General features: G+C 62.5%; 17 protein-coding genes and 2 pseudogenes. 10 read left to right on the plus strand and 9 right to left on the minus strand.

Annotation, left to right across the window (positions count from 1 at the left end; all coding sequences use genetic code 11):
- Positions 1-31 precede the first annotated feature (31 nt).
- The 4 genes and pseudogenes from trxA (at position 32) to ACIU1A_RS29835 (ending at position 1,524) form a co-directional block, all read left to right on the plus strand.
- Positions 32-391, plus strand: a complete 360-nt coding sequence (gene trxA, locus ACIU1A_RS29820; protein ID WP_404928036.1) for a thioredoxin — start codon at positions 32-34, stop codon at positions 389-391.
- A 134-nt stretch (positions 392-525) separates the two neighbouring features.
- Positions 526-807 carry a cupin domain-containing protein gene (locus ACIU1A_RS29825; protein WP_140491165.1) on the plus strand — a complete coding sequence of 94 codons (282 nt, stop codon included), beginning with the start codon at positions 526-528 and terminating at the stop codon, positions 805-807.
- A 64-nt stretch (positions 808-871) separates the two neighbouring features.
- Positions 872-1,119: pseudogene (locus ACIU1A_RS29830) on the plus strand (type II toxin-antitoxin system VapB family antitoxin).
- A pseudogene (locus tag ACIU1A_RS29835) lies at positions 1,116-1,524 on the plus strand (PIN domain-containing protein). Before ACIU1A_RS29830 ends, ACIU1A_RS29835 begins: the two co-directional pseudogenes overlap by 4 nt.
- Before the next feature lie 110 nt (positions 1,525-1,634).
- Here ACIU1A_RS29835 and ACIU1A_RS29840 read toward each other — a convergent pair.
- The 5 genes from ACIU1A_RS29840 to ACIU1A_RS29860 all read right to left on the minus strand — a co-directional run bounded on the left by ACIU1A_RS29840 (position 1,635) and on the right by ACIU1A_RS29860 (position 6,971).
- Positions 1,635-2,960, minus strand: coding sequence for a bifunctional folylpolyglutamate synthase/dihydrofolate synthase (locus ACIU1A_RS29840; protein WP_404925961.1), 1,326 nt, complete (start codon positions 2,958-2,960; stop codon positions 1,635-1,637).
- Positions 2,961-3,021: 61 nt separating this feature from the next.
- Positions 3,022-3,948 (minus strand): acetyl-CoA carboxylase, carboxyltransferase subunit beta, encoded by a 927-nt coding sequence (gene accD / locus ACIU1A_RS29845; RefSeq protein WP_140491161.1) that lies wholly within the window; start codon positions 3,946-3,948, stop codon positions 3,022-3,024.
- Between the two features lie 181 nt (positions 3,949-4,129).
- Positions 4,130-4,969, minus strand: a complete 840-nt coding sequence (gene trpA, locus ACIU1A_RS29850; protein ID WP_140554555.1) for a tryptophan synthase subunit alpha — start codon at positions 4,967-4,969, stop codon at positions 4,130-4,132.
- Positions 4,970-4,971: 2 nt separating this feature from the next.
- On the minus strand, positions 4,972-6,222 hold the full coding sequence (trpB, locus tag ACIU1A_RS29855; protein WP_140554554.1) for a tryptophan synthase subunit beta: 1,251 nt from the start codon (positions 6,220-6,222) through the stop codon (positions 4,972-4,974).
- An 89-nt stretch (positions 6,223-6,311) separates the two neighbouring features.
- Positions 6,312-6,971: a phosphoribosylanthranilate isomerase gene (locus ACIU1A_RS29860; RefSeq protein WP_140554553.1), complete on the minus strand. Its 660-nt coding sequence runs from the start codon at positions 6,969-6,971 to the stop codon at positions 6,312-6,314.
- A gap of 111 nt (positions 6,972-7,082) precedes the next feature.
- Between ACIU1A_RS29860 and ACIU1A_RS29865 the strand changes: the two genes are divergently transcribed.
- Positions 7,083-7,301, plus strand: a complete 219-nt coding sequence (locus ACIU1A_RS29865; protein ID WP_140491152.1) for a hypothetical protein — start codon at positions 7,083-7,085, stop codon at positions 7,299-7,301.
- A 101-nt stretch (positions 7,302-7,402) separates the two neighbouring features.
- Here the strand turns inward: ACIU1A_RS29865 and ACIU1A_RS29870 are convergent, their stop codons facing one another.
- The 4 genes from ACIU1A_RS29870 to ACIU1A_RS29885 all read right to left on the minus strand — a co-directional run bounded on the left by ACIU1A_RS29870 (position 7,403) and on the right by ACIU1A_RS29885 (position 10,772).
- Positions 7,403-8,161 carry a M48 family metallopeptidase gene (locus ACIU1A_RS29870; protein WP_140491150.1) on the minus strand — a complete coding sequence of 253 codons (759 nt, stop codon included), beginning with the start codon at positions 8,159-8,161 and terminating at the stop codon, positions 7,403-7,405.
- A 100-nt stretch (positions 8,162-8,261) separates the two neighbouring features.
- Positions 8,262-8,744 carry a DUF2852 domain-containing protein gene (locus ACIU1A_RS29875; RefSeq protein ID WP_140491148.1) on the minus strand — a complete coding sequence of 161 codons (483 nt, stop codon included), beginning with the start codon at positions 8,742-8,744 and terminating at the stop codon, positions 8,262-8,264.
- Between the two features lie 118 nt (positions 8,745-8,862).
- Positions 8,863-10,005: a benzoate/H(+) symporter BenE family transporter gene (locus ACIU1A_RS29880; RefSeq protein WP_404925962.1), complete on the minus strand. Its 1,143-nt coding sequence runs from the start codon at positions 10,003-10,005 to the stop codon at positions 8,863-8,865.
- A 2-nt stretch (positions 10,006-10,007) separates the two neighbouring features.
- Positions 10,008-10,772 carry an alpha/beta hydrolase gene (locus tag ACIU1A_RS29885; protein WP_404925963.1) on the minus strand — a complete coding sequence of 255 codons (765 nt, stop codon included), beginning with the start codon at positions 10,770-10,772 and terminating at the stop codon, positions 10,008-10,010.
- Positions 10,773-10,990: 218 nt separating this feature from the next.
- Between ACIU1A_RS29885 and infC the strand changes: the two genes are divergently transcribed.
- The 5 genes from infC (at position 10,991) to pheS (ending at position 14,437) form a co-directional block, all read left to right on the plus strand.
- Complete coding sequence (gene infC, locus ACIU1A_RS29890) at positions 10,991-11,527, plus strand: translation initiation factor IF-3 (RefSeq protein WP_140491142.1); 537 nt, start codon at positions 10,991-10,993, stop codon at positions 11,525-11,527.
- Positions 11,528-11,667: 140 nt separating this feature from the next.
- Positions 11,668-12,294 carry an isoprenylcysteine carboxylmethyltransferase family protein gene (locus ACIU1A_RS29895; RefSeq protein WP_140517762.1) on the plus strand — a complete coding sequence of 209 codons (627 nt, stop codon included), beginning with the start codon at positions 11,668-11,670 and terminating at the stop codon, positions 12,292-12,294.
- Between the two features lie 206 nt (positions 12,295-12,500).
- Positions 12,501-12,704, plus strand: a complete 204-nt coding sequence (gene rpmI / locus ACIU1A_RS29900; protein ID WP_006201248.1) for a 50S ribosomal protein L35 — start codon at positions 12,501-12,503, stop codon at positions 12,702-12,704.
- Between the two features lie 91 nt (positions 12,705-12,795).
- Entirely contained in the window at positions 12,796-13,197 is a 402-nt protein-coding gene (rplT, locus tag ACIU1A_RS29905; protein ID WP_006201247.1) for a 50S ribosomal protein L20, read from the plus strand.
- A 142-nt stretch (positions 13,198-13,339) separates the two neighbouring features.
- A complete protein-coding gene (gene pheS, locus ACIU1A_RS29910) occupies positions 13,340-14,437 on the plus strand; it encodes a phenylalanine--tRNA ligase subunit alpha (protein WP_404925964.1) in 1,098 nt (365 codons plus the stop codon).
- Positions 14,438-14,453: the final 16 nt, after the last annotated feature.

The raw sequence follows: 14,453 nt of genomic DNA on the forward strand, positions 1-14,453 counted from the left end.
ACTGCTTGAAGAAGGGCGCGGCAACCACCACATTTGGTGCGACGAAAAATTTCGAAAGGATTTCCGCATGGCTACCGTCAAGGTCGACAAGAACAATTTCCAGACCGCTGTGCTCGACGCCAAGGAGCCGGTCGTGGTGGATTTCTGGGCGGAATGGTGCGGTCCCTGCAAGATGATCGCGCCGGCGCTGGAAGACATCGCCAATGAGCTCGGCAGCAAGGTGAAGATCGCCAAGCTCAACATCGACGAGAATCCCGAACTGGCAGCGGAATTCGGCGTGCGCTCGATCCCGACGCTGATGATCTTCAAGGGCGGCGAAAGAGCCGATGTGAAGGTTGGCGCCGCGCCCAAGACCGCGCTGTCGCACTGGATCAACGGTAATCTCGCCTGATCAATCCGAAATTCCTGACATCAAGCCCGGCCGATCGCGCCGGGCTTTTTGTTGGCGTCATTGGTCGCCCGCTCTGGCCCTGACGTCCGGGGCCTCCATGTCTTCTGCTGGCAGCAGATGCAGGGAGAGGAAAAATGACCGGATCCGCCAAGGCCACCGTCTTCATCGACAATGAGCGCGTCATCGTCACGGAATACCGCTTTCAGCCGGGCGACAACACCGGCTGGCACCGCCATGGCCACGACTATGTTGTCGTGCCGCTGATGGACGGCAAGGTAAAGCTTCTGACCAAGGACGGCGAATCCTTCGCCGAAATGAAGAAAGGCGCGCCCTATTTCCGCAGGGAAGGCGTCGAGCACGACGTCATCAGCGCCAATGACGGCGAATATGCCTTCATTGAGATCGAGCTGAAATAGCGGCGTTCGCCTCGAATACCGCAGCGGAAACCGGTATATATGTCTTCCAACAACGGAGTTTGAGATGGCCGAACCTCAGCTCTCGGTCCGTAGCGCAAAAGCACGCGACCTGGCACATAGACTTGCTCGTCGCGAAAATCGCTCGATAGCAGATGTCGTCGAGCGAGCGCTTGAATCGTACGAGATCCGTGAGGCGGGACGCGAGCCCGCCACCACCTTCTACGCCCGCCTCACGGCCAGTTGTGGCGTCGATATCGATCTGAGGAAATCATCCGCGACGGCCGCCTGGTTCATGCTGGACCCGAGCTTTGATTTTCGTCGACACCGATGTGATTTCAGAGACACTCAAGAAGGCACCGGACGAAGCCGTTCTCGCCAGGCTTGTCCGCAACGATGCTGAATTGGCCCACGGTGACGATTGCTGAAGTCGCTTTCGGCATTCACAAAATCCGACCTGATGAGCGTGCGGATCGCCTGGAGCAGGGGCTTTCTCAATGGCGCCGTCGCTTCGCTGACCGGATTTCTGGGCTGACGGAAGAGGCTGCGCTGGTTTACGGGGAGATTATGGGAACCGCCAGCCGCCTGGGCCGTGGAATGTCGGCTCCCGATGGCATGATCGCCGCGATCGTGCGTGTAAGTGGTGGTCGGCTGGCGACGCGCAACCTCAATGATTTTGGCGCGGCCAACCTCGACCTGATCTCACCGTGGGATTTCTAGCGTTGAAACGGATTCACGCGAAGCGTCTTTGATACGTTGTGCCATGACGTTTTCCCAAGCCGAGATCGTTTTCCGGCGGCGGGTAGGATAGATTTCCGATTATCGCCACGTCACGTCGGCGGCGTGCCGTTCTCCGCCAACACCGCGCCAGCCAGATAGAGCGAGCCGCCGATCAGGATTCGCGGCGGCGGGCCGTCCCAGGTGTCGCGCAGCAACATCAGCGCGCGGGCGACGGAACTCACCGGCTCGGCCGTAAGCCCGGCCTCCGTGGCGCGGGCCGCCAGTTCGTCGTTCGGCACGCTGGCGTCGCTCAGGCTCACCGGCACGGTATAGACGTGCCGGGCGAGGCCATTGAAGGCGCGGAAATAGCCGCTCTGGTCCTTGGTGTTGATCATGCCGGAGATGAGAAAAAGCGGCCTGGGGTTCTTCTCTTCCTGTTCGGCCAGCGCCTCGGCGACGACCACGCCGGCGCCCGGATTGTGGCCGCCGTCGAGCCAGATGTCGGCGCCCTTGGGCGCCAGTTCCGTCAGCCTGCCTTGCGACAGCTTCTGCATCCGCCCCGGCCAGGCGACAGTGGTCATCGCCTTCTCGGCGGCACGGTGGCTGATCTCGAAGCCGGCTGCCTTGACGGCGGCGATCGCGGCGGCAGCATTGGCGAACTGGTGGCGCCCGGGCAGCCGCGGCGGCGGCAGATCCATCAAGCCATCATCGTCCTGATAGACCATGCGGCCGTTCTCCTCGAAGGCGAGGAAATCCTGTCCATAGACCAGGGTCGGGCAGCCGAGCCGCTCGGCGGTTTCGATCAGCACCTGCTGCGCCGCCTCGGTTTCCTGCGCGCCGATGACCACCGGGCAGCCGCGCTTGATGATGCCGGCCTTCTCGGCGGCGATCAGTTCGACGCGGTCGCCGAGATAGGCTTCGTGGTCCATCGACACCGGCATGATCACCGAGACAGCCGGCCTGGCGATGACATTGGTGGCGTCGAAGCGGCCGCCGAGACCGACCTCGACGATGGCGGCATCGGCCGGATGCTCCGAAAACAGGATGAAGGTGACGGCGGTGAGGATCTCGAAAACGGTGATCTTCTCGCCGCCATTGGCCTTGGCGACGCGGGCGATGGCCTCGGCGAAGATATCGTCCTCGACCAGCCTGCCGCCGCCATCGGCCGCCAGCCGGTAGCGCTCGTGCCAGCTGACCAGATGCGGCGAGGTGTGCACGTGCACGAGCCGGCCGGACGCTTCCAGAAGCGCCCGCGAGAAGGCGGCGCAGGAGCCCTTGCCGTTGGTGCCGGCGATATGGATCACCGGCGGCAGCAAGTCCTGAGGATTGCCCAGCCGCTCCAGCAGCCGTGAAATGCGGTCGAGCGAAAGATCGAAGCCTTTCGGGTGAAGCGCCATCAGCGCTTCGATTTCACGGTCGGCGGCAAGCGTGGTCATGTAGAGTCCTAAGCGCGCGATGGATCGCGCGCAATCGCGGTTCGCGGCAAAGAGTGTCGCGTCAGGCCTGCGGCCGTGCTTCCGTCGCGACCACCGCCGGCGGCAGGATTTCCGGCTCCAGGGGCTTGTGCTCTTCCGGCATCTTGAGCAGCATCTTCAAGAGCCGCGCGATGGTCCGGCGCATCTCCAGTCGCGACACCACCATGTCGACCATGCCGTGCTCCATCAGATATTCGGAGCGCTGGAAGCCGTCCGGCAGTTTTTCCCGGATGGTCTGCTCGATGACGCGCGGTCCGGCGAAGCCGATCAGCGCGCCTGGCTCGGCGATGTGCACGTCGCCCAGCATGGCGTAGGAGGCAGTGACGCCGCCGGTGGTGGGATTGGTCAGCACGACGATGTAGGGAAGGCCGGCTTCCTTCAGCCGGTCGACGCCGACCGTGGTGCGCGGCAATTGCATCAGCGACAGGATGCCTTCCTGCATGCGCGCGCCGCCGGAAGCGGCAAACAGGATCAGCGGCCGCTTGCGCTGCACGGCCACCTCGAAGGCATGAACGATGGCGTCGCCCGCGGCCATGCCGAGCGAACCGCCCATGAAGGCAAAATCCTGAACCGTCACCACCACCGGCAGGCCTTCTACGGTGCCCAGCGCGTTGACGATGGCATCTTCCAGGCCGGTCTTGGCCTTGGCGTCCTTCAACCGGTCGGTGTAGCGCTTCTCGTCGCGGAATTTCAGCGGGTCCAGCATGACCTTGGGATTTTCGAGCTGTTCGTACTTGCCGTCGTCGAGGAAGTATTTCAGCCGCTCCTTGGCCGAGATCTTCATGTGATGGCCCGAAGACGGGATGACGAACTGGTTGGATTCCAGATCCTTGTGGAACACCATCTCCCCGGTCTCGGGATCCTTGATCCACAGGTTCTCGGGCATGTCGGTGCGCCGGCCGAGCATCGAATTGATCTTCGGGCGAACGTAGTTGGTGATCCAGTTCATCGCTTCGGCTCCTGTCCTGACGAAGAGTTAGAGCAATTCCAGGAAAAGTGTGAACCGGTTTTCCGTCCGGAATTGCGATAAAACAAAAAGATAGAGCGGTTCGGCGTTTCCGTGAAACGGCAAACCGATCCAGCGCATGCCGCCCGGGATGGCGACGTGCACAAGATCTGAGGTAGGAAAACTATTCGGCGGCAGCAAGGCGGGCCGAGCGCACGCCCTGCGCGAGGCCGCTGACAAGCGTGGCGACGGCCTCGGCCGGGTCGGCGGTCTTTTCACCCTTCGGCCCCAGCACATTGGCGACCGCATTGACGATCGCGGTGCCGACGACGACACCGTCGGCATTGGCGCCGATGACGCGCGCCTGTTCGGCGGTCTTGACGCCGAAGCCGACGCAGACCGGCAGATCAGTATGGCCCTTGATGCGCTTGACCGCCGCAGCCACCTTGCCGGTGTCGGCCAGCGCGGAACCGGTGATGCCGGTCATCGACACGTAATAGACGAAGCCGGACGTGTTCTGCAGCACCTTGGGCAGGCGCTTGTCGTCGGTGGTCGGTGTCGCCAGCCGGATGAAGTTAATGCCGGCTTTCAGCGCCGGGATGCACAGTTCCTCGTCCATCTCAGGCGGCAGGTCGACGACGATCAGCCCGTCTATGCCGCTGGCCAGTGCGTCCTTGAGAAAGCGGTCGACGCCGTAGATGTAGATGGGATTGTAGTAGCCCATCAAAACGATCGGCGTCTCATTGTCGCCGGTGCGGAAGTCAGCCGCCATCTTGAGCGTCTTGACCAGCGTCTGGCCGCCTCTAAGCGCCCGCAAGCCCGCGGCCTGGATCGCCGGGCCATCGGCCATCGGATCGGAGAACGGCATGCCGAGTTCGATGATGTCCGCGCCGGCCATTGGCAGCGCCTTCATGATCGACAGCGAGGTCTGATAGTCCGGGTCGCCGCCCATGAAATAGGTGACGAGCGCCGGGCGGCCTTCGTTCTTGAGCTTTGCCATGCGGCGATCGATGCGGGTCACCATGATCAGATCTCCATGCCCAGCATCGAAGCCACCGTATGCACGTCCTTGTCGCCGCGGCCGGACAGGTTGACGATGACGATCTGGTCCTTGTCCATGGCGGGCACGATCTTCACCGCATGTGCGATGGCGTGCGCCGATTCGAGCGCCGGGATGATGCCTTCGACGCGTGTGGTCAGCTTGAAGGCCTCCAGCGCCTCGTCGTCGAGGATCGGCACATATTCGACGCGGCCAGAGTCGCGCAGCCAGGAATGCTCCGGGCCGACGCCGGGGTAATCGAGGCCGGCCGAGATCGAATGGCCGTCCATGATCTGGCCGTCGGCATTTTGCAGGAGATAGGTGCGGTTGCCATGCAGCACCCCCGGCGCGCCGGCGTTCATCGAGGCGCAGTGCTCGATGCCGTCGAGGCCACGCCCGCCAGCCTCGATGCCGATGATGCGGACATCCTTGTCGTCGAGGAACGGATGGAACAGGCCGATGGCATTGGAGCCGCCGCCGACGGCGGCGATGATGGTGTCGGGCAACCGGCCTTCCTGCTCGAGGATCTGAGCGCGCGCCTCCGAACCGATCACCGACTGGAAGTCGCGCACCAGCTCCGGATAGGGGTGCGGGCCGGCGGCGGTGCCGATCAGGTAATAAGTGTCCTCGACATTGGTCACCCAGTCGCGCAGCGCCTCGTTCATGGCGTCCTTCAGCGTGCCGTGGCCAGCGGTCACCGGCCGCACTTCGGCGCCGAGCAGCTTCATGCGGAAGACATTGGGGCTTTGGCGGGCAACGTCCGTGGCACCCATGTAGACGACGCAGGGAAAGCCGAAACGGGCCGCGACGGTGGCCGACGCCACGCCGTGCTGGCCGGCCCCGGTCTCGGCGATGATGCGCGTCTTGCCCATGCGCTTGGCCAGCAGGATCTGGCCGAGGCAATTGTTGATCTTGTGCGAACCGGTATGGTTCAGGTCCTCGCGCTTGAAATAAACCTTTGCGCCGCCCCCGATGCCCTTCGCCAAGGAAACCTCACGAAGATGCCTGGTCAGTCCTTCGGCGAAATAAAGCTTCGACGGCCGCCCCGCATAATGGGTCGAAAGATCGGTGAGCTCGGCCCTGAAATCCGGATCGTTCTTGACCTCGTTCCAGTGCCGTTCGAGGTCGAGGATCAGCGGCATCAGCGTTTCGGCCACGAAACGACCGCCGAAAATGCCAAACATGCCCTGTTCGTCGGGTCCGGTGCGGAAGGAATTGGGTGTCGCCGGCTTGTTCATCGCCGATCTCCTGGCATCTCGATTTTCTTGAGCATGCCCTGTCGAAAACCGGTTTCCACTTTTCCGGGACATGCTCGGGTTTGAGGCGGTCAGGCGGCGCGGTCGTCTCGCACTGCCTTGACGGCCCGGAAAAACTGCTCGATCAGCGCCGGATCCTTGACGCCCGGCGCGCTTTCCACGCCTGAGGAAATATCTATTCCGGGCGGGCTGGCAAGCCGAAGGGCATCGCCGATATTGGCGGCGTTGAGCCCACCGGAAAGCATGTAATCGAGCCCGGCGTCAAGGCCGGTCAGGATGCGCCAGTCGAACGCAACGCCATTGCCGCCCGGCAACTCGGAGCCCTTCGGCGGCTTGGCGTCGAACAGGAACCGGTCCGCGACCCCGACGAACGGTTTGATGCGCTCGAGATCGGCGGCTTCGCTGAGCGGCAGCGCCTTCATGACCGGCAGGTCATAGCGGGCTTTCAGTTCGGCCACCCGTTCGGGCGTTTCCGAGCCGTGCAGCTGCAGCATGTCCGGGCGCATGCTGTCGATGATGTCGTCCAGGAAGGTGTCGTTGGCGTCGACGGTAACGGCAACCGCCAAAGCCTTGCCGCGCGCCGCTTCGCGCAACCGCCCGGCTGCAGCCGGTTCGATGTAACGCGGGCTCTTGGCAAAGAAAATGAAGCCGACATGGCTGGCGCCGCCGGCCAGCGCCGCGGCCATTGCCTGGTCGGTCTTCAAGCCGCAGATTTTGACGTCGAGTGCCATGGCGCGGGAATTGACATGAAATCGAGGCAGAGTCGAGAAAAAGCATGTTGTTTGCCGGCAGGGCCAAAGGCGCTACCTATCATGGGAAAGCATGCAAGGCGGGAGAACATCATGACTGACAGAACCGTTGCCGAACTCAGGCAGAAGATCGCGCAGGCGCGCGAGGTGATCGCGCATTTGATGGACAAGGCCGCCTTCAACGGCGCCGAGGCGCATCGGGCGCTCGATTATTTCGACACCGACGCCTTCGATCGGAATTTTTTACCGTGGCCGCATCATAGCGAAGAGGGGCTGCGGCCTGAAGAGTTGAACGCCGCGAATGACGATTGAGTTCGTGCGCCCAGTAAGAACGTAGACGCTGGCGGGACCGGAGGTGTGAAGCATCACCGCGGAAAAGCTTATTTTCTGGCGCCGTACGACGCTTCATTGCGCTACTCGAAAACGATCGCCTGCAAGGCCCCGCCATTGCGCTTCAGCCAGTCCTTGCAGCGGTCGGTGTCGGGGCAGAGCTTTTCGCACAATTTCCAGAATTTCGGGCCGTGGTTCATCTCTTTCAGATGCGCTACTTCATGCGCGACGAGGTAGTTGATGACGGGCGGCGGCGCCATCATGATGCGCCAGGAAAAGGACAAATTGCCTTCGGAGGTGCACGAGCCCCAGCGGCTGGACGTATCCTTGTAGCGGATCGCCTTGGCGCGCTTGCCAAGCGCTTCGGTGTGCCTGGCCACCAGCTTCTCGATCTCCTTCTTGGCCTCGCGCTTCAAAAAATCGGCGATGCGGCGCGGCAGGTGGATGCGCTCGCCATGCACGATCAGCAGCGGGCCGCGTTCGTCGCGCGACACGGTGACGGTGCCGCGCCTTGACGGCTCATGCACGATGCGGTGCGGCACGCCGCGGATTGGTATCTTGATGCCTGGCCGTACCTGCGGCCGTGTCGGCACCTTGGCCAGCCGCTGCTCCAGCCAGTCCTGATGACGATCGAGGAACCGCTCCACCTCGCCGCGGCGCAGGCCCGGCGGCACGGTGATACGCAGGCCCTGGCCGCTGGAATCGATGCGCAGCGTCAGACGCCGCGCCCTGGCGCTCTCGACGATCTTGAGCGGCAGCGTGCGGCCGGCAACGCAGTATTCTCGCTCCACGACAGGCGTGGGCTTGGGCTTCGTCAGATTGCGGAAGAATCCGAGGGTCATGGCCGGACGATACGCGATTCGAGAAAAACGAATAGAACAAAAAAGAAACGGCGCCGCCCGCGCGACGCCGTTTTTTCACGATCGGGCCTGTCGCTCAGCCTCAGTCGTCAAGCAGGTTCGAGCCTTTGCCACGCTTGGTGGGGGTCGTGCCTGTGCTCGGGTCGCTCTTTGCCGGAGCGGTCGACTTGTTGCGGTTCGCCATGAAGCGATCGAACTCGTCCTGGTCCTTGGCGCGACGCAATTCGCGGGCGTAGTCGTCGAACTCGGTCAACATGTCGTCGAGCTTGCGGCGTTCCTCGGCCAGGCGTTCAAGCTCCTTTTCGCGCCAGTCGTCAAACGCGACGTTGCCGGTCCGGGCGGAGCCGTGGCCCCAGCGCGCGGCTTTGTCGGAACCGCGGCGGCAGCCGGCGAAGATGCCGTCGGTCGCGCGGTTGACGTCACGCTTGAAGCCCTCGAGCCGGTCGCCCCAGATGATGTAGGCGAGCATGGCGAAGCCGAGCGGCCAGAACACCATGAAGCCGATCACCATCAACGCGATGGTTGCCGGCGTCCAGGCCGGGCGGATCAATGCAGATGTGTTCATTTTCTCCCATTTCCTTCGGTTGGAGACAGCCAGGACCGGCTGCGTGGAATCGAAATGGGAAGGCAAAAACGGCGATTCAAGACAATGTCGGCTAAAACCGGACAAGCTGCTGAAATGATTATCGCTTTTTGAGCATATCAAGGAAAAGCACGACCAGCCCGGCAATCAGTCCCCAGAATGCGGCGCCGACGCCGAACAAGGTCAGCCCGGAGGCGGTGACGACAAAAGTGACGGTGGCGGCCATGCGCTCGCTTTCGTCCTTGAGCGCGATCGCCAGCGCGTTGGCCAGCGAGGCCATCAGCGCAAGACCCGCAACCAGCACGATCAGGCTCTGCGGCAGGACGGCGAAGGTCGCCACCAGGGAGGCGCCGAAAATCGCGAAGATCAGATAGGCAAGGGCATAGAACGGCCCTGTCTTCCAGCGCTCCGTTGGGTCTGGATGAACGTCGGGCCCGGTGCAGATAGCCGCCGAAATTGCCGCCAGATTGGTGGTCGAGCCGCCGAACGGCGCCGAAAGCAGCGAAAACAGGCCGGTGATGCCGATCAGCGGACCGGGTTCCGGATGGTAGCCGGCGGCACGTAGCACGGCGAGGCCCGACAGGTTCTGCGAAGCCATGGTGACCAGGTAGAGCGGTACTGCCAGGCCGATTATCGCCTTGGCGGTGAACACAGGCGCGATCAGAGTGAGCGTCGACAGTTCAGGAGTGGGCAAACCGCCGACGCGGCCGGTGAGAAACGCGGCGAGACCGCCGCCGACCAGCACTGCCAGCACCGACAGCGCCGGATTGAACAGGCGGATGACGAAGAAGGCGGCGATCAACGGCAGGATCAGCCAGGGATCGGCGGGAACAGTTTTGACCGCATTGAGCGCGAAGGTGACGACAATGCCGGCCAGCATTCCTGAAGCGACCGAGGGCGGTATCCCCGAGATCAGTTTCGTCAGCGGCCGGAACAGCCCGGTGGCGACCAAAAGAATGCCGGTAACGATGAAGGCGGCGACGGCCTCGCCGATCGAAAAACCACTCGACGCCGCCATCAGCGCCAGGCCCGGCGTCGACCAGGCGGTGATGACTGGCATTTTCGTTCGCCAGGACAGCCACAGGCTTTCGACCGCCATGGCCAGGCAGATCGTGGTCACCCAACTCGCGGTCTGAATTTGCGTGGCCTCGACCGCGTGGGCGGCGGCAATGACGATGGCCAGCGTGCCGCCGAAGCCGACGATGGCCGCGACGAAGGCTGAGATCGGGATGGAAAGGCGCATCGTCACTTGCCCCGCGCAGCCATGTCGCCGACCGCCCGCACCAGCATGTCGAGATCCTGCGGCCGCGACAGCCGGTGGTCGCCGTCCGGGATCAGCGACAGCGTGACATCGTCGGCCGGCAGCAGGCTGACCAGCTTCAGCGCATGGCTCGACGGCACGTCCCGATCGGCCAGGCCCTGCAAGACGTGTACGGGGCAGTGCGTGTCGAGCGGGCCTGTCATGACCAGGTTGTCGCGCCCATCCTCGATCAGCGCGCGCGTGTAGATGTAGGGCTCGGTGGAATAGTCCGACGGCTCCTCGAAGAAGCCTTTTTTGGCAAGGTCGCGCTTCTGCGCTTTGGTCAGCACCGGTTCGACCAGTTCTGCGGTAAAATCCGGCGCCGGTGCTAGAAGCACCAGACCGACGACGCTTGCGTCGCCTGCCTTGCGCAATTCCTGCACCATGCGCAGGGCGATCCAGGCGCCCATCGACGACCCGACCAGGATCTGGCTGCCGCTGGTGAAATGCCGGAACACGGCCAGGCTTTGCGAAAGCCATTTCGAGATCGTGCCGTCGGCAAAGGCGCCGCCGGATTCGCCGTGTCCGGAATAGTCATGGCGCAGGAAGGCGCGGCCTTCTTTTGCCGCCCAGTCCGAAAGCGCTTCAGCCTTCGTGCCCAGCATGTCCGACTTGTAGCCGCCGAGCCAGACGACGCCAGGCGTCGCGCCCGCAATATGGCGCACCGCGATGCTCGATCCGTCGACATCCAGAAAGACCGGGGCAGTCATGGCTTTTTCCTCACGCCGACTTTCGGCGCAGGGTCTTGTGACACAGCCAGTGGTGTGGCGAAAAGTGCTCGCCATCTTTCTTTGTTCGCCGCAGGCAGCGATCAGGTGATTTTCTGTCAATGCTGTGCTATTGACTCCGCCCGCGCGCTCACCACATTGGCGCGTCCACATATCAACACCTGCAAATCCAGAACGAAACGGCCAAGGAGACCACGACCATTCGCAGACCTTTCAAAGCAGCGGCGCCGACCAAGGATGGGCCGCGCTCCAATCGTGACATCCGGGTTCCCCGGGTCCAGCTTATCGACGCCGAAGGCCAGAACCGTGGCGATGTTTCCATCAACGACGCATTGCTGCTCGCCGAAGAGGCAGGGCTCGATCTTGTCGAGATATCGCCCAACGCGCAGCCGCCCGTCGTAAAAATCCTCGATCTCGGCAAGTTGAAATACGCCAACCAGAAGAAGGCGGCCGAGGCGCGCAAGAATCAGAAGGTCATCGAGATCAAGGAGATCAAGATGCGCCCGAACATCGACAGCCACGACTACGAGACCAAGATGAAGGCGGTGCGCCGCTTCTTCGAGGAAGGCGACAAGGTCAAGCTGACATTGCGCTTCCGTGGCCGCGAGATGGCGCATATGGAGCTCGGCATGCAGCTTCTGAACAAGGTGCGTGAGGAAGTGGCTACCATCGCCAAGGTGGAAGCGGAGCCGAAGCTCGAAGGCCGCCAGATGATGATGGTGCTGGCGCCGCGCTAGATCACGATAAGGTTAGCGCGACCGACGCGCTCCAATTCCGCCTGAATTGTGCTACAGGGCGTCCCGGCGATCGGCGGGACGGCCATTTCTCGGCCATAGCTGCGGTCGCCGGCTAAGTTCTCGACGATCGGATTCCTCCTTTGGACAAAAAACTCAAATACGGGCTGGGTAGCTACCAGCGCACGCGCAGGCTGGTGCTTGCCGTGCTCGTGGTGGTGCTGTTCGCAGCCCTGCTGTTCGGGCAATCGAGCTTTCCGCCTGATACGGCGATGCATGAAACGATCGAGATGTTCGGCGTGCTGCTGATTTTCCTAGGTATCTGCGGTCGCCTTTGGTCGACGCTCTACATAGGTGGGCGCAAATCTTCCGAAGTTGTGACGGGCGGGCCTTATTCGATCACCCGCAACCCGCTCTATGTGTTCTCGACTGTGGCCGCGGCCGGCGTCGGCGCGCAGATCGGCTCGTTCTCCGGCATCATTCTGTTCGCTGTCCTGTGTGCGGGCGCCTTCCATATCGTCATCCTGCGCGAGGAGAAATTCCTTAAGGAAACGCTCGGCGAGCCCTATCAGGCCTATCTGGCAAGAGTGCCGCGATTCTTTCCGAAGCTTTCCCTCTACCAGGAAGGCGACACCGGCAGCTTCAAGCCGCGCCTGCTGTTGACCACGCTTCTCGACGGCCTGGTGTTCCTCATCGCGCTGCCGGCCTTCGAACTGATCGACGGCGCCCAGCAGTCGGGTATGCTGCCGGTGTTGTTTACGCTCCCTTGATGAAGGACCGGGCGCCGCATCCCGGCGTTCGGGGAAACGCGCGGCGCGGTGGGTGTTGCACAGTCGCCTGCTTTGACGTATAGGACCGCCGTTCCAAGAAAACCGCCCGGCAGGGCATGCCGTGGCGGTTTCATTTGCTTTTCGGGCTTTGGTCGGCCCGAAGCGAACAAGAAGCGCGATGGTGCGCCACAATACGGAGTAGCAAAATGCCCAAGATGAAGACCAAATCGGCCGCCAAAAAGCGGTTCAAGATCACCGGTACGGGTAAAGTCCTGTCGGCTGCGGCCGGCAAGCGTCACGGCATGATCAAGCGTTCCAACAAGTTCATTCGAAATGCCCGCGGCACGATGGTTCTGGCTGAACCGGACGGCAAGAAGGTCATCAAGAATTTTCTGCCGAACGGCCTCTGAGCATTCGGCCGAACACGAATTTGTTTTACGCAATTCCGAACGGAAAACCGCAAGGCACTTTTCCTGGAATTGCTTTTAAGGAGATCATGACATGGCACGCGTAAAAAGAGGCGTCACCTCGCACGCCAAGCACAAGAAGGTCCTGAAAGCCGCGAAAGGCTTCTACGGCCGCCGCAAGAACACCATCCGCATCGCCAAGCAGGCGGTGGAAAAGTCGCTGCAATACGCCTATCGCGACCGCAAGAACCGCAAGCGCTCGTTCCGCGCGCTGTGGATCCAGCGCATCAACGCCGCGACGCACGAGCACGGCCTGACCTATGGCCGTTTCATCGACGGCCTCAACAAGGCTGGCATCGAGATCGATCGCAAGATCCTGTCGGATATGGCCATCCACGAGCCGCAGGCTTTCGCCGCGCTCGTGGCCAAGGCCAAGGTTGCTCTTGAGTACCTCAAGAACACCACCCCGAATGCTTTTGAAAGCGCTGTCGCCTAAGACCAGCGCTTCCCAAGCATTCGAAATTCTGATTTGGGGAACCCGCGCTGGCACGGCTGGCGCGGGTTTTTCTTATGCCTGATGTAACCAAATTGGTGACACGCCCGGTGATGGTGGGTTGCCCGATCGAGAGAGTTTCGCCGTGAACGCCACCGCTGGAAATCTTGAAAGCCTGGAAGCTTCGCTGCTCGCCGACATAGCGTCGGCTGCTGACGAGGCCGCGATAGAAGCTGTGCGCGTGGCAGCCCTTGGCAAGAAGGGGTCGATCTCGGAAATGCTGAAGACGCTCGGCTCGATGAGCGCTGAGGAGCGCCAGGTCAAAGGCCCCGCCATCAACGGCCTCAAGAACCGCGTCACCGATGCGCTCACCGCGCGCAAGGCGGAACTCAGGGATGTTGCCATCACTGCCCGCCTCGCCGCGGAGAAGGTCGACGTGACGCTGCCGGTGCGGCAGTCGCCGGCCGAGCGCGGCCGCATTCATCCGATCAGCCAGGTCATCGACGAGATCGCGGCGATCTTCGGCGATCTCGGCTTCACCATCGCCGAAGGGCCCGACATCGAGACCGACTATTACAATTTCACCGCGCTGAATTTCCCGGAAGGCCATCCGGCGCGCGAGATGCATGACACCTTCTTCTTCCAGCCGGACGAGAAGGGCGAGCGCAAGCTTCTGCGCACCCACACCTCGCCGGTGCAGATCCGCACCATGGAGAAGCAGAAGCCGCCGATCCGTATCGTCATTCCGGGCAAGACCTACCGGCAGGATTCCGACGCCACCCACTCGCCGATGTTCCATCAGGTCGAAGGGCTGGTGATCGACAAATCGGCCAATGTCGCCAACATGAAGTGGGTGCTGGAAGAGTTCTGCAAGGCCTTCTTCGAGGTGCCGTCGGTCAAGATGCGCTTCCGGCCGTCCTTCTTCCCGTTCACCGAGCCAAGCCTCGAGGTCGATATCCAGTGCGACCGCTCGCGGCCAGGCGAGGTGCGCTTCGGCGAAGGCTCCGACTGGATGGAGATCCTTGGCTGCGGCATGGTGCACCCCAACGTGCTGAGGGCCGGTGGGCTCGATCCGGACGAGTACCAGGGCTTTGCCTGGGGCATGGGCATCGACCGCATCGCCATGCTGAAATACGGCATGCCGGATCTGCGCGCCTTCTTCGATGCCGATGTGCGCTGGCTGTCGCATTACGGCTTCCGGCCGCTCGACATGCCGACTTTGTTCGGGGGCCTGAGCGCGTGACGGTCAAGACGATTCC

This window comes from Mesorhizobium maamorense (assembly GCF_044998965.1).
In the GTDB taxonomy this organism is placed as follows: domain Bacteria; phylum Pseudomonadota; class Alphaproteobacteria; order Rhizobiales; family Rhizobiaceae; genus Mesorhizobium.